Genomic DNA, 14016 nt, shown 5'->3' with positions numbered 1-14016 from the left:
CGAAGGAACGGCATGGGGGACGAAGAGGCAGGAGCGGGTCTCTCGGTGACGAGGCGAGGGGCCGGGGATCGGCCCACCGGGCATACGGGGAGGTCAGAGGGTCTGCGGCCGGGCCACGGGCCCGGTCACGGGCCGCTACCCGCCCGTCAGGACGACGAAGTCGGCCCGAGGCGCAGGGAGAGCGGTGAGGACACGCAGGATCGCCATGTTCCGTCACTCGGTTCGGCGACCGCAGCCCGCCCGGGGCTGGACATGAGCACGGCCGGTCGTCGGTCGCCGAGACGACCCCGGCCACGAACCGGGGCCGGTGCGTGGCTTAAGTCCGGCCACGGGCGGCTCGCAGACGCCCAACCGAGCGAACACCCCACGGACCCGGCGCGTACGGGCCGTCTGACATGCCCTGAGGTCGATTCCCTCGTCCTGACGGGCGGGTAGAGGCCCTCGGGCCGTCCGTCAGGTGCGGAGGAGGTGCTGTGACGTGCCCGCATGCCCAACCTGGCAGCGCCCGGCCCCTCGCCTCGTCACTGAGAGACCCGCCCCTCCTCGTCTCTGACCCGTGACCGTTCTTTTGGGGGGTTCCCGTCGGTCTTCGGCTTTCCGTGGCGGGTCGGTCGGTCAAGGGTGGCCGTAGGCCATCGCGAAGCGACGCGACCGCAGGGAGCGCCCTTGAGGGACCGGCCCGACACGGGGAGACGATGAGACCGGCGGGAAACCACCAAACCAGCTCCGATCCGGATCAAGGACACCCCGCCCACCCCCCGACCCCGCCCAACCTCACGCACCCGAAGAACAAAGCCCGCCCCACCAGCCCCCGCCCCACCTCACCCCACCGCCCGCCCTCACCCCCCTCACCCCCCACCCCCCTACGGCAGGTGGTCCAGCCTGCGGAGGATGACGCCCTCGCGGAGGGCCCAGGGGCAGATTTCCAGTTCCTCCACGCCGAAGAGGTCCATGGTGGCTTCCGCCACGAGGGCGCCGGCCAGGAGCTGGGAGGCGCGGCCCTCGGAGACGCCGGGGAGGGCCGAGCGTTCGAGGGTGGTCATCGCCGCGAGCCTCGGGACCCATTCCACCAGCGACTTCCGGGTCAGGTCGCGCTGGATGTAGAGGCCGTCGGCCTCACGGGCCGCGCCCGCGATCCGGGCCAGTTGCTTGAAGGTCTTCGACGTGGCCACGACGTGGTCCGGCAGGCCGGAGCGGCTGAACTCCCCGACCGTGCGGGCGATCTGGGCCCGGACGTGTCTGCGCAGGGCCTTGACGTCCGCCGGGTCCGGCGGGTCGCCGGGGAGCCAGGCTGAGGTGAGGCGGCCGGCGCCGAGGGGGAGGGAGACGGCCTTGTCGGGGTCCTCGTCGATGCCGAAGGCGATCTCCAACGAGCCGCCGCCGATGTCGAGCACCAGGAGCTTGCCGGCGGACCAGCCGAACCACCGCCGGACCGCCAGGAACGTCAGGCGGGCCTCGTCCTCGCCGCTGAGCACGGGCAGCTCGATGCCGGTCTCGGCCTTGACGCGGGCGAGGACCTCGTCGGCGTTGGTGGCCTCGCGCACCGCGCTGGTGGCGAAGGGCAGCAGGTCCTCGCAGCCCTTGTCCTCGGCGGCCTGCACGGCCTCGCCGATCACCGCGACGAGCCGGTCGATGCCCTCGGGGCCGACCGCACCGTGCTCGTCGAGGAGTTCCGCCAGCCGCAGTTGCACCTTGTGCGAGTGCGCGGGCAGGGGGCGCGCGCCGGGGTGTGCGTCCACCACCAGCAGATGAATCGTGTTCGAACCCACGTCAAGGACACCGAGTCTCATACGAGAAACGCTACTGGGCGGAACGCGTGGGGGTGGAGTAAGGGGCGCTTAGGCTTGGGTTTGTGCCAAATACGAAGAAGGCCAACAAGACCCGGTCCAAGAAGGACAAGGGCAAGGAGCCCGACGAGAAGGGCCTGGACTTCCCCCGGGCCTGGGTGGAATTCCCCGATCCGGCGGACGACGAACAGGTCTTCCGCTGTGATCTCACCTGGCTGACCTCCCGCTGGACGTGCATCTTCGGCAGCGGCTGTCAGGGCATCCAGCCGGGCCGCGCCTCCGACGGCTGCTGCACGCTCGGAGCGCACTTCTCGGACGAGGACGACGAGAAGCGCGTCGCGGAGCACGTCGCGCGGCTCACGCCCGAGGTGTGGCAGTTCCACGACGTCGGCAGCGAGAGCGGGTGGACGCAGTTCGACGACGACGGTGAGAAGCAGACGCGCCGCTGGGACGGGGCCTGCATCTTCCTGAACCGGCCCGGTTTCCCGGCGGGCGCGGGCTGCTCCCTGCACATCCTGGCGCTCAAGGGCGGCCAGGAGCCGCTGGAGACGAAGCCGGACGTGTGCTGGCAGCTGCCCATCCGGCGCACGTACGACTGGATCGACCGGCCCGACGACACCCGGATCCTCCAGGTGTCGATCGGCGAGTACGACCGGCGCGGCTGGGGTCCGGGCGGCCACGACCTGCACTGGTGGTGCACGTCGGCGACGTCGGCGCACGGCGCGGGCGACCCGGTGTACGTGTCGTACCGGCCGGAGCTGACGGAGCTGATGGGCAAGGAGGGGTACGACGCCCTCGTCGCCCTCTGCGAGGCGCGGCTGGCGTCCCTGCTGCCGATGGCCCCGCACCCGGCGGACCCGGCCTGACCCGACCTGGACCGCGCCGACCCGGCTTGGCCCCCGCACCGAACCGGCACGGCCCCCGCTCCGCCCCGCACCGACCCGGTACGCCCCCCGCCCCTACCCCCCGGCCGGTGCCGGGGCCGGGGGGTAGGGGGAAACCGTTCCTCCTGAGGAGGGTTCCGGCGTCGGGGTCGGGGTGCCGGGGTCCGGCGGGGTCGGGGTCGGCGTGGGGGTCGGCGTGGGCGTGGGCGTGGGGGTCGGCTCCGGGGTGGGTGTCGGGGTCGGCGTGGGCGTCGGCGGGGTTTCCGGGACGGGGGCGGGGCGGCCCCGGCCCTGGATGGAGACGACCGCCCCCGCCGGGTCCACTCCGACCCGGGCGCTCCAGGCGCCGACGGGCTGGGCGGCGGCGTCCACCGTGATCCGTAGGGTGACCGATTCTCCGGGCCGCATCGTGCCGGCGGTCTGGCTCGCCCGGAGCCACGGGGCGTCGGACCAGAGCCGCCAGTCGACGGGGCTGCCGCCCGAGGCGGTGAGGGTGAGCAGGGTGACGGATCCCCGGGTCGTGGCGGCTGCGGTGAGTCGGCCGGGGCTGCCCGGACCGGCCGCTTCCGGGGTCGGGGGCTGGCCGACGCTGATCACCTCGACGGAGACGTCGGGGCCCGCGGCACCCGGGGCGAAACCGGGCTCGCCGGTGGTGTGGGCGGTGTTGCCGGTGTTCTCGTAGGCGGTGAGCGCGCGGCCGTCGGCGTACGGCAAGGGGATGTCGGACTCGCTGGCGGAGATCCGGGTGCCCTCTCCCCCGACGGGCTCGCCGGTGCTGGGAGCTCCCCGGTAGGCGGCCCACAGCGCGATGACCGGCGCGGCGACGACGGTCGCGACGACGGTGGTGGTCACGGCCCGGGCCCGCAGCCGGTCGCGGCGGGCGGCGCGGTCCTTGGGGTCCATGGGGAAGCCGGTCCGGTCGAAGCGCGGGCCGGGACGGCCGCCGCGGCGGCGCCCGGAGCGCAGCATGGCCGCGTGGACGGCGGTGCGGGGGGCCGGGACGAGGGGGAGCGCGGCGTTGACGCCGCCGGTGCCGGGCCAGGGCGCGCCCGCGCCGACGCGTTCGGCGGCGCGCCGGCAGCGGGGGCAGTCGTCGACGTGGCGGACGAGTTCGGCGCGCAGGGAGCTGGACAGCAGGACGTTGCCGTCGCCCCCGTCGCCGTCGTCGCCGGTGAGTCGGGAGACGACCGGGCAGTTCCCGGTCTCGACGACGGCGAGGGCGGCTCGGGTGCGTTCCACCTCGCAGGCGGCCCCGGACAGCAGCTCCCGCGCGGCCGCGGGTCCGGTGCCGAGGACGGAGGCCAGTTCGGGGACGCCGAGGCGGTGGCGGACGGCGAGTTCGAGGGCCTCGCGCTGCTCGGGGGTGGTGCCGGCGGCTTCGGGCCAGGCGAGTCGGGCCAGCTCCGTACGGCGGTAGGCGCTGACGTCGAGTGGGCGGTGGGCCCCCGGCGCGTTGTCGGGGTCGCCGTGCTCCGGCGCACGCCGGGCGGAGTGCGCGCCCTGGCGGGCCCGGCGTCGCTCCGCCAGCCGGCGCAGGCAGGCCCAGCGTGCGAGGGCGTACAGCCAGGCGCGGCGTTCCCCTTCGTCGGGGCAACGGCCGGGGTGTCGTTCGGCGACGGCGAGGACGTCCCCGAGCACGTCGGTGGCGGCGTCGTGGTCGCACAGGACCGACAGGCAGTACGTGAACAGGCCGTCCAGGTAGGGCTCGTGCCGGAAGGGCGGCGGAGGGGGCGGCGCGGTCGGCCGCTCGTCGGGGGTGTCCGACCCACCGGCCGGGCGGTCGGTGGCCGCGTCAACCGGCGTGTCGGCCGGGACTCCGGATCCCCGCGTGCTCCGCCCCCCATGCGCCTCATGCGCCCCTCGTGCTCCGGGTGCCCCGTACTCCTCGTACGCCCCGTCCGTCACGTCGGCCGCACCCTTCCTCTCGGGCCACTCGGGCCCCTCGGCAGCCCCGTCGGCAGGGGCGGACGTGCCCCCCGTCGGACCCGCGGCGGGCATGCGCCCGTGCGCCCGGTGTGCGCCGGTGCGCGCTGCGGGGTGTCGTTGGTTGCTGCTGTTCACCTGGCGACCGTAGGCGGCGCGCCGGTGACGGCCCGGAAGCCTTCAGCAGTTTTAGTCCTTACGGGTGAACAGATCGCCACCGCGCTGACAGTCCTCCTGACGACCCCCCTGACGACCGCTCCGCCCGGAGTTGTCGGTGGGGGCCGCTACCGTGGGGCGCATGGCTGCCCGCACCGCTCGTTCATCCGCCAAGGACCGGCCGTCCTACCGCTGCACCGAGTGCGGCTACACGACCGCGAAGTGGCTCGGGCGCTGCCCGGAGTGCCAGGCCTGGGGGACGGTCGAGGAGATGGGCGGCGCCCCCGCCGTGCGGACCACCGCGGCCGGGCGCGTGTCGTCGCCCGCGCTGCCGATCGGCCAGGTCGACGGCCGGACGGCGACGGCCCGCAGCACCGGGGTGGACGAGCTGGACCGCGTCCTGGGCGGTGGGTTGGTCCCGGGGGCCGTCGTCCTGCTGGCCGGGGAGCCGGGCGTCGGCAAGTCGACGCTGCTGCTCGACGTCGCGGCGAAGGCGGCCAACGGCGACCACCGCACCCTGTACGTCACCGGTGAGGAGTCGGCGAGCCAGGTGCGGCTGCGGGCCGACCGGATCAACGCCCTCAGCGACCACCTCTACCTCGCCGCCGAAACCGACCTGTCCGCGGTATTGGGCCACCTCGACGCCGTGAAGCCCTCGCTGCTGGTCCTGGACTCCGTACAGACCATCGCCTCCCCCGAGATCGACGGCGCGCCCGGCGGCATGGCGCAGGTGCGCGAGGTGGCCGGGGCGCTGATCAGGGCCTCCAAGGAGCGGGGCATGTCCACGCTCCTCGTCGGCCACGTCACCAAGGACGGGGCCATCGCGGGCCCCCGTCTGCTGGAGCACCTGGTGGACGTGGTGTTGAGCTTCGAGGGCGACCGGCACGCGCGGCTGCGCCTGGTGCGCGGCGTGAAGAACCGGTACGGGGCCACCGACGAGGTCGGTTGCTTCGAACTTCACGACGAGGGCATCACCGGGCTCGCCGACCCGAGCGGCCTCTTCCTCACCCGGCGTGCCGAGGCGGTGCCCGGGACCTGTCTGACGGTGACCCTGGAGGGCAAGCGTCCGCTGGTCGCCGAGGTGCAGGCGCTGACCGTCGACTCGCAGATCCCCTCGCCCCGCCGGACGACGTCCGGGCTGGAGACCTCGCGCGTGTCGATGATGCTGGCGGTCCTGGAGCAGCGCGGCCGGATCACCGCCCTGGGCAAGCGGGACATCTACAGCGCGACCGTGGGCGGGGTGAAGCTGACGGAGCCGGCCGCGGACCTGGCGATCGCGTTGGCACTGGCCTCGGCCGCCAGTGACGTGCCGCTGCCGAAGAACCTGGTGGCGATCGGGGAGGTGGGCCTCGCCGGTGAGGTGCGGCGGGTGACGGGCGTGCAGCGCCGGCTCGCGGAGGCGCACCGGCTGGGCTTCACGCACGCGCTGGTCCCGGCGGATCCGGGCAAGATCCCGGCGGGGATGAAGGTGACCGAGGTCGCGGACATGGGCGAGGCGCTGCGGGCGCTGCCGCGCGGCCGGTCCCGTACGCCGGCCAAGGAGCGCGGGGAGCAGTAGGCGCGGCGGGATCGGCGGTCACCGCACGGAGCGGCGGCTCCGGAACACCGGCCAGGAGCGGAATCAGAGGGTCCGCCAACCGGTCGGGCAGCAGGTCAGGGGCCTGCCGTCGACATCCGCAGGACGGGTACGGGCCAAGGCTCGGCGGGCGCACAGCCCGCGCCGGTAGACTTTGTGCTGGTCCGCCCGGCCGTACGCACGCCCTCGTGCCCGTGGCGCGGGGCGGTACGACCCGCGACCGGAGGAGTGCAGTGGCAGCCAAGGACGGGGCAGCAGCATCCGGCAAGTCGGGCGCCGGCTCCAGGCAGGACGCCATGATGCGCGCCTCGCTGAGCGCGGTCGCCCCTGGTCAGCCCCTACGTGACGGCCTGGAGCGAATCGTCCGCGGCAACACGGGCGGGCTCATCGTCCTCGGCATGGACAAGTCCGTCGAGGCGATGTGCACAGGCGGTTTCGTGCTGGACGTGGAGTTCACCGCGACGCGGCTGCGCGAGCTCTGCAAGCTCGACGGCGCGCTCATCCTCGACAAGGACATCACCAAGATCCTGCGGGCCGGCGTGCAGCTGGTGCCGGACGCGTCGATCCACACGGAGGAGACGGGCACCCGGCACCGCACCGCGGACCGCGTGTCCAAGCAGTGCGGCTTCCCCGTGGTGTCGGTGTCGCAGTCCATGCGCCTGATCGCGCTCTACGTGGACGGCGAGCGGCGCGTACTGGAGGAGTCCGGGGCGATCCTGTCGCGGGCCAACCAGGCCCTGGCCACGCTGGAACGGTACAAGCTGCGCCTCGACGAGGTCGCGGGGACGCTCTCCGCGCTGGAGATCGAGGACCTGGTGACGGTCCGCGACGTGACCGCGGTCGCCCAGCGGCTGGAAATGGTCCGCCGGATCGCGACCGAGATCGCCGAGTACGTGGTCGAACTGGGCACGGACGGGCGACTGCTGTCGCTCCAGCTGGACGAACTGACGGTCGGCATCGAGCAGGAGCGGGAGCTGGTGATCCGCGACTACGTCCCGGAGCCCACGGCGAAGCGTTCCCGCACGGTGGAGGAGGCGCTCCCGGCACTGGACGCGCTGACGCACCCGGAGTTGCTGGAGCTGGCGATCGTGGCGCGGGCCCTCGGCTACACGGGCTCCCCCGAGACCCTGGACTCGGCGGTCTCGCCGCGCGGGTACCGGCTGCTGGCGAAGGTGCCGCGGCTGCCCGGGGCGATCATCGAGCGGCTGGTGGAGCACTTCGGCGGGCTGCAGAAGCTGCTCGCGGCGAGCGTCGACGACCTGCAGACCGTGGACGGCGTCGGCGAGGCCCGCGCCCGGAGCGTCCGCGAGGGCCTGTCGCGCCTCGCGGAGTCCTCGATCCTCGAACGCTACGTCTGACGTTCCGCGGACTCCCGGCGGGACACCTGCCGCGGACTCCGCGCCGGACGCCCGTCGCGGACCGCTTCCTCGGACTCCGTGCCGGCCGCTGCCGCGGGCGCCTTCCCCGGGCGCCGTTTCCGGCGCCCGAGGGGCTTTCCTGCACCCGAGGGGCCGTTCCGGTGCCCGAGGGCCCGTCAGTCCTGCTTCAGGACGAACGACGCCTGCGCCACCGACATGCCCGGGGCCTTGACCTCGACCATGTAGGTGCCGGGGGTCGCGGTGCCCGCCGGCGGCGTCTGGCACTGGTCCGCCGCACTGAACTTGCGGTCCCATTCCAGGGACTGCTTCGTCTCGCCCTGCGCCGACACCCGGAAGAACGCGTCGGCGGCGCCCGCCGGGCAGTCGCCGGAGGACCAGACGGCCTTGGCGCCGTTCGACTGGATGATCGTCAGGACCGCCTGCTTCGGGCCGAGTCCGACCTTGCAGGTGCTGCCGGAGGTGTTGCGGACGACCAGTTCGAGACGGGGCTTCTCGTTCGTCTCGTACTCGTTCTTGACGCTCTTGACCTCCCACCGCAGCGAACCCGCCGGGCAGGTGGGCAGCGGGGAGTCCGCCGGCACCTGCGCCCCGCCGCCACCGGCACCGCCCGAGCCCGCCGACCCCCCGGCGCCGGCCGAACCGGCCCCGCCGCCCGCGGCGTTGCCGCCGCCGGGCTCGCCGTTCTTGCCCGAACCGCCGGCGCCGCCGCCGGAGCCGGAGCCCGCGCCGGAGCCCGACTCGGTCCGCCCGCCCGGGGCCTGACTGATCGCCGAGCCGGACGGGGACGGTCCCGCCGTGATCGTGTCCCGCGGACCGGAGCCGTCGCCGCCCTTGCCGTTCGTACTCGACTTGCCCGCGCCGGAACTGACGGTCCATACGGCGAGGAGGGCGAGGAGCGCCACAACGGACGCCAACACGGCCCTCCGTCGCCAGTAGATGGAAGAGGGGAGCGGCCCGACCGGATTGCGCATAGATCCCACGCACCGAACCTTACGAGAACTCGCGCCGCGATCAGTGCCCCCCATGCCGCACAACCGGCAGGTTTTGCCGATCATCAGCCTGCGGGAGCAGAGCGGAACGCAAAGTTCCGGCCAAGGGTCCGATGCGGCGACGATCCGGCCTTGAGTACGGTCTGTGACCATGGACAGTTCCGACCTCTATCGCGACATCACCGACTTCGCCCGTGACACGCCCTCCTGGGTGCAGTCGGCGTTCGAGGCCGAGACCAAATACGGGCTCCTGCTCTTCGGTGTGCTCTTCATAGCCGTCTGGTGGCGTTCCCGCGGGAACGACGACCGGGCCGTGGCGCTCGCCGTCCTGGCACCGCTGGTCACCGCCCTCACGTACGTCGCCTCCGAGACGGTGAAGTCGACCGTCGACGAGGAACGGCCCTGCCGCGCCGTCGCCGGCGCGGCGGCCTCACTGATCGCCTGCCCCGAGTACGGGGACTGGTCGTTCCCGAGCAACCACTCCGCCATCGCGGGCGGCGCGGCCGTCGGCCTCGCCATGGCCGCGCGCCGGCTGGCCGTGTGGACCCTGCCGCTGGCCGTGCTGATGGCCTTCTCCCGGGTCTTCGTCGGGGTGCACTACCCGCACGACGTGGCGATGGGTCTGCTGCTCGGCTTCTCGCTCGCCGCGCTCCTGATGGTCGCGCTGGCCGGTGTGATGAGTCGGATCGTGGCCGCCGTACGGGCGAGCGGAGCGCCCGTGGCCGTCTGGTTCACCGGTCCGGGCCCGGCGCGCTGAGCCCGAAACGTGCCAGGATGCCGTCTGCCATGACTGCATCCACCACTCCTTCCCCCGACGTCTCCCACGCGCTGCACTCCCCCGTCATCGCGTGGTTCGACGAGCATGCCCGCGACCTCCCCTGGCGCCGCCCCGAAGCCGGCCCCTGGGGGGTCATGGTCAGCGAGTTCATGCTCCAGCAGACCCCCGTCAGCCGGGTCCTGCCGGTGTACGAGCAGTGGCTCGCCCGGTGGCCCCGGCCGGCCGCCCTGGCCGCCGAGGCCCCTGGCGAGGCCGTCCGCGCCTGGGGGCGGCTCGGCTACCCCCGCCGGGCCCTGCGCCTGCACGGGGCGGCCGTCGCGATAACGGAACGGCACGGCGGCGACGTACCGCGCGAGCACGCGCAACTGCTGGCGCTGCCCGGGATCGGCGAGTACACGGCCGCCGCCGTGGCCTCCTTCGCGTACGGCCAGCGGCACGCGGTGCTGGACACCAACGTGCGCCGGGTGTTCGCGCGCACCACGACCGGGGTCGAGTACCCGCCGAACGCCACCACCGCCGCGGAACGCCGCCTGGCCCGCGCCCTGCTGCCCGAGGACGAGGGGACGGCGGCCCGCTGGGCGGCCGCCTCCATGGAGCTGGGCGCCCTGGTGTGCACCGCCAAGAGCCCGGACTGCGTCCGCTGCCCGGTGGCGGGACTGTGCGCCTGGCGGCTCGCCGGGAAGCCCGCGCACGACGGTCCGCCGCGACGCGGGCAGACGTACGCCGGGACGGACCGACAGGTGCGCGGCAAACTGCTGGCGGTGCTGCGCGAGGCCGTCGGCGCGGTTCCGCAGGCGGTCCTCGACACCGTGTGGGACGAACCGGTGCAGCGGGCCCGGGCGCTGGACGGTCTGGTCTCCGACGGTCTGGTGGAGCCGCTCGCGCAGGGCATGTACCGGTTGCCGCAGAGCTGAATCCGCAGCGGTCGCGAACTCCTCGAACCCGGCTCGTAGCTGACTCAACTATTCCGCTTCGGGCCGGGAAACCGCAGCTCAACGGCACTGTTACACAACCTACGGCTGTCCGTGCGTCCACCGAAGGCTCACCCGCACAGTGCCGTGACAACCCGTCCGTACCTTCGGATCCGTAAGACGGCGGAGACGGTTGGACGGCAGCGGAGGCGGTCAGAGATGGCACACGGCGAGGTGCTCGGATTCGAGGAGTACGTACGGACCCGGCAGGACGCGCTGCTGCGAAGTGCCCGCCGCCTGGTCCCGGACCCCACGGACGCCCAGGACCTCCTCCAGACGGCCCTCGTGCGCACCTACGGCCGCTGGGACGGCATCGCCGACAAGTCCCTGGCCGACGCCTACCTCCGCCGCGTCATGATCAACACCCGGACCGAGTGGTGGCGGGCCCGCAAGCTCGACGAGGTCCCCACCGAGCAGCTCCCCGACGCGTCCGTCGAGGACGGCTCCGACCAGCGCGCCGACCGCGCCCTGCTGATGGACATCCTCAAGGTGCTCGCGCCCAAGCAGCGCAGTGTCGTCGTCCTGCGACACTGGGAGCAGATGAGCACCGAGGAGACGGCCGCGGCGCTCGGTATGTCGACGGGAACCGTGAAGAGCACCCTGCACCGCGCACTGGCCCGGCTCCGGCAGGAGCTGGAGAGCCGGGACCTCGACATGCGCGCGCTCGAACGCGGCGACCACACCAGCCGGTACGAGGGGCGGGAGCGGTGCGCGGCCTGAACGGCCAAGACCTGAGTGACAGAGGCTCCCCCCCGGCCCGTGCCGGGAGGGGGCCGCTCGTACTGGTGTCGGCGGGGACGATCGTCCTCGTCGGCACCGTGCTGTTCGCGGTCGGTTGCTCCACGGGCGGCAGCGGGCTGCGCGACGGCGGCCCCGCCCACACCGACCAGGTGGCCAGGACGGCCAAGCCGTCGCAGGACGCGGACACCGCGCCCGTGCCGCCCGGCAACGCGCCCGCGTCGGCCTCCGGCAGCCCCATCAAGAAGGTCGACGCGGTGGCCCTGCTGAAGGCGGACCCCAAGGTCAGCCCGGCCGTCAAACGGGACCTCAAGCCCTGCACGGGCAAGGAGTACCCGATCGACGTGAGCTACGGGAAGGTCACCGGCGGTGGCTCCGTGGACGTCGTCGTCAACGTCCTGTCGTGCGCGGACGCGCTCGGGCTCGGCTCGTACGTGTACCGGGCCGACGGCGGGAAGTACGAGAATGTGTTCACGGACGAACAGTCCCCGGTCTACGCGGAGATCGACCGGGGCGACCTGATGCTCATCAAGCAGGTCTACGGCAAGGGCGACGCCCTTGCCTATCCCTCCGGCGAGGACGTGATCACGTACCGCTGGAGCGGGGAGAAGTTCACCGAGCAGGACCGTGTGCACACGGAGTACAGCAACGTGGTCGACGGCGGGGGTCAGCCCGCCCCGGCCCTGACGCAGAAGAACTGAAGTGAGGCTGGGCATGGCCGAGACCCATGTGCTGTTCGTGGAGGACGACGACGTCATCCGCGAGGCCACGACCCTGGCGCTGGAGCGCGACGGGTTCGTGGTCACCGCCATGCCCGACGGGCTGTCCGGACTGGAGTCCTTCCGGGCCGACCGGCCCGACATCGCCCTGCTGGACGTGATGGTCCCCGGGATGGACGGCGTCAGCCTGTGCCGCCGCATCCGTGACGAGTCCACCGTCCCCGTGATCATGCTGTCGGCGCGCGCCGACTCCATCGACGTGGTCCTCGGCCTGGAGGCGGGCGCCGACGACTACGTCACCAAGCCCTTCGACGGCTCCGTCCTCGTCGCCCGCATCCGCGCCGTGCTGCGCCGCTTCGGCCACGCCGGCGGACCGCAGAACGGCGGCCAGGGCGGCGCCGGCGAGGGACCGGACGGGGAACGCGGCGTGCTGTCCTTCGGCGACCTGGAGGTCGACACCGAGGGCATGGAGGTCCGCCGGGCGGGCTCCCCCGTCGCCCTGACGCCGACCGAGATGCGGCTGCTGCTGGAGTTCTCGTCCGCGCCCGGCACCGTGCTCTCCCGCGACCGGCTGCTGGAGCGCGTCTGGGACTACGACTGGGGCGGCGACACCCGCGTCGTGGACGTCCACGTCCAACGACTGCGCACCAAGATCGGTCAGGACCGGATCGAGACGGTCCGGGGCTTCGGATACAAGCTGAAGGCATGAGGCGCTTCACCCTCCGCACGGGGATCCGCTGGAAGATCACACTCGCCATCGCCGCCGTGGGCGCCCTCACCGCGGTCGCGCTGAGCCTGGTCGTGCACAGTGCTGCCCGCGTGTCGATGATGGAGAGCGCCCGCGACGCAGAACTGGAGCGCGTCCAGTACATCGCCACGCGCAACGCCGACATGGGCCGCAAGCCCATCTGGGGGGCCAAGCTCAACGACCCCGACCTTCCGCCGCAGTTGCGGGAGAAGGCCCGGTCGGGCCGGCGCGGCACCTACGTGCAGGAGCACCCGCACAAGGCGCCGGAGGTGTGGGCCGCCGTCCCCCTCGGGAACGGTCAGGTGCTCTCCCTGCACCACCCCTTCCGGGAGAGCGCCAACATGGTGCGCGACCTGGACCAGGCCCTGCTGGTCGGCTCCCTCTCCGTCGTCATCGGCGGCTCGGCGCTCGGCGTGCTCATCGGCGGCCAGATCTCGCGCCGCCTGCGCAAGGCGGCGGCCGCCGCGCAGCGCGTGGCGCACGGGGACCCCGAGGTCCGGGTGCGGGACGCCGTCGGAGGCGTCGTACGGGACGAGACGGACGACCTCGCGCGGGCCGTGGACGCCATGGCGGACGCCCTCCAGCAGCGGCTGGAGGCCGAACGGCGGGTCACCGCCGACATCGCGCACGAGCTGCGGACCCCGGTGACGGGCCTGCTCACGGCGGCGGAGCTGCTGCCCCCGGGACGGCCGACGGAACTCGTGCGGGACCGCGCGCAGGCCCTTCGGGCGCTGGTGGAGGACGTGTTGGAGGTGGCCCGGCTGGACAGCGCGTCCGAGCGGGCCGAGCTCCAGGACGTGGCACTGGGCGAGTTCGTCAGCCGGCGGGTGACGTCGCTGATGCCGGAGGCGGGCGTACGGATCGTCGCGGACGAGATCGTCAGCACGGACCCCCGCCGACTGGAGCGGATCCTCGGCAACCTGCTGGCCAACGCCGCGCGGTACGGGCAGCCCCCGATCCAGGTCGACATCGAGGGCCGCGTCGTGCGCGTCCGGGACCACGGGCCGGGCTTCCCCGAGGCGTTGCTCAGGGAGGGCCCCAGCCGTTTCAGGACCGGGTCGACGGACCGGGCGGGCGTCGGACACGGTCTGGGCCTGACCATCGCCGAGGGCCAGGCCCGGGTGTTGGGCGCCCGGCTGACGTTCCGCAACGTCGCGGCGCCGGGCGGCGCCGAGGGCGAGGGCGCCTCGGCGGGCGCGGTGGCGGTGCTGTGGCTGCCGGAACACGCGCCGACGGCGACGGGGAGCTTCCCGATCATCCAGCTTCCGGGGTGAGTCGGGGCACCGGGGCGTGCGCGGGGCGGGGCGGGCCCGGGCGGATCGCGACCGTATCGGAACCATCGGCCGTTCGTTCGGTCACGGCGATGTT

The 14016-nt window shown here is 73.4% G+C and carries 12 protein-coding genes; 9 read left to right on the top strand and 3 right to left on the bottom strand.

Going from position 1 to position 14016, the window contains the following annotated elements:
* Window positions 1–863 precede the first annotated feature (863 nt).
* The gene (locus ACFVS6_RS36920; protein WP_389710919.1) at window positions 864–1790 is read right to left on the bottom strand and encodes a Ppx/GppA family phosphatase; all 927 of its coding nucleotides are present in this window, start codon (window positions 1788–1790) and stop codon (window positions 864–866) included.
* A gap of 62 nt (window positions 1791–1852) precedes the next feature.
* Here ACFVS6_RS36920 and ACFVS6_RS36915 point away from each other — a divergent pair, with 62 nt between their 5' ends.
* Window positions 1853–2653: a hypothetical protein gene (locus ACFVS6_RS36915; RefSeq protein WP_281209179.1), complete on the top strand. Its 801-nt coding sequence runs from the start codon at window positions 1853–1855 to the stop codon at window positions 2651–2653.
* 93 nt (window positions 2654–2746) lie between these two features.
* Here ACFVS6_RS36915 and ACFVS6_RS36910 read toward each other — a convergent pair whose 3' ends face one another.
* Window positions 2747–4732 carry a hypothetical protein gene (locus ACFVS6_RS36910; protein WP_389710918.1) on the bottom strand — a complete coding sequence of 662 codons (1986 nt, stop codon included), beginning with the start codon at window positions 4730–4732 and terminating at the stop codon, window positions 2747–2749.
* A 160-nt stretch (window positions 4733–4892) separates the two neighbouring features.
* On the opposite strand from ACFVS6_RS36910, the gene radA reads away from it, so the two are divergent.
* Window positions 4893–6308, top strand: coding sequence for a DNA repair protein RadA (gene radA, locus ACFVS6_RS36905; protein ID WP_389710917.1), 1416 nt, complete (start codon window positions 4893–4895; stop codon window positions 6306–6308).
* A 251-nt stretch (window positions 6309–6559) separates the two neighbouring features.
* Window positions 6560–7684, top strand: coding sequence for a DNA integrity scanning diadenylate cyclase DisA (gene disA / locus ACFVS6_RS36900; RefSeq protein WP_389710916.1), 1125 nt, complete (start codon window positions 6560–6562; stop codon window positions 7682–7684).
* A 176-nt stretch (window positions 7685–7860) separates the two neighbouring features.
* On the opposite strand, the gene ACFVS6_RS36895 is transcribed toward disA, so the two are convergent.
* Window positions 7861–8622 carry a hypothetical protein gene (locus ACFVS6_RS36895; protein ID WP_389710915.1) on the bottom strand — a complete coding sequence of 254 codons (762 nt, stop codon included), beginning with the start codon at window positions 8620–8622 and terminating at the stop codon, window positions 7861–7863.
* A 223-nt stretch (window positions 8623–8845) separates the two neighbouring features.
* Here ACFVS6_RS36895 and ACFVS6_RS36890 point away from each other — a divergent pair, with 223 nt between their 5' ends.
* The 6 genes from ACFVS6_RS36890 (at window position 8846) to cseC (ending at window position 13922) form a co-directional block, all read left to right on the top strand.
* The gene (locus ACFVS6_RS36890) at window positions 8846–9451 is read left to right on the top strand and encodes a phosphatase PAP2 family protein (protein WP_389710914.1); all 606 of its coding nucleotides are present in this window, start codon (window positions 8846–8848) and stop codon (window positions 9449–9451) included.
* Between the two features lie 29 nt (window positions 9452–9480).
* Window positions 9481–10386, top strand: coding sequence for an A/G-specific adenine glycosylase (locus tag ACFVS6_RS36885; protein WP_389710913.1), 906 nt, complete (start codon window positions 9481–9483; stop codon window positions 10384–10386).
* A gap of 216 nt (window positions 10387–10602) precedes the next feature.
* Entirely contained in the window at window positions 10603–11163 is a 561-nt protein-coding gene (locus ACFVS6_RS36880) for a SigE family RNA polymerase sigma factor (RefSeq protein ID WP_281209186.1), read from the top strand.
* 65 nt (window positions 11164–11228) lie between these two features.
* Complete coding sequence (locus ACFVS6_RS36875) at window positions 11229–11882, top strand: hypothetical protein (RefSeq protein WP_389710912.1); 654 nt, start codon at window positions 11229–11231, stop codon at window positions 11880–11882.
* A gap of 13 nt (window positions 11883–11895) precedes the next feature.
* On the top strand, window positions 11896–12609 hold the full coding sequence (gene cseB / locus ACFVS6_RS36870; RefSeq protein WP_389710911.1) for a two-component system response regulator CseB: 714 nt from the start codon (window positions 11896–11898) through the stop codon (window positions 12607–12609).
* Window positions 12606–13922, top strand: a complete 1317-nt coding sequence (gene cseC, locus ACFVS6_RS36865; RefSeq protein WP_389710910.1) for a two-component system sensor histidine kinase CseC — start codon at window positions 12606–12608, stop codon at window positions 13920–13922. The genes cseB and cseC overlap by 4 nt, the downstream gene beginning before the upstream one ends.
* The last annotated feature ends 94 nt before the right edge of the window (window positions 13923–14016 follow it).

The organism is Streptomyces sp. NPDC057939 (assembly GCF_042887545.1).
In the GTDB taxonomy this organism is placed as follows: domain Bacteria; phylum Actinomycetota; class Actinomycetes; order Streptomycetales; family Streptomycetaceae; genus Streptomyces.
The sequence above is the reverse complement of the archived record's forward strand: the minus strand, read 5'-3'. Positions and strand labels throughout refer to the sequence as shown.

What these genes read in the sequence shown, in the direction of transcription:
- ACFVS6_RS36890 (WP_389710914.1), top strand. Translation starts at nt 8,846, where the DNA reads ATGGACAGTTCCGACCTCTATCGCGACATCACCGACTTCGCCCGTGAC.
- ACFVS6_RS36920 (WP_389710919.1), bottom strand. Translation starts at nt 1,790, where the DNA reads ATGAGACTCGGTGTCCTTGACGTGGGTTCGAACACGATTCATCTGCTG.
- ACFVS6_RS36880 (WP_281209186.1), top strand. Translation starts at nt 10,603, where the DNA reads ATGGCACACGGCGAGGTGCTCGGATTCGAGGAGTACGTACGGACCCGG.
- cseB (WP_389710911.1), top strand. Translation starts at nt 11,896, where the DNA reads ATGGCCGAGACCCATGTGCTGTTCGTGGAGGACGACGACGTCATCCGC.
- radA (WP_389710917.1), top strand. Translation starts at nt 4,893, where the DNA reads ATGGCTGCCCGCACCGCTCGTTCATCCGCCAAGGACCGGCCGTCCTAC.
- cseC (WP_389710910.1), top strand. Translation starts at nt 12,606, where the DNA reads ATGAGGCGCTTCACCCTCCGCACGGGGATCCGCTGGAAGATCACACTC.
- ACFVS6_RS36885 (WP_389710913.1), top strand. Translation starts at nt 9,481, where the DNA reads ATGACTGCATCCACCACTCCTTCCCCCGACGTCTCCCACGCGCTGCAC.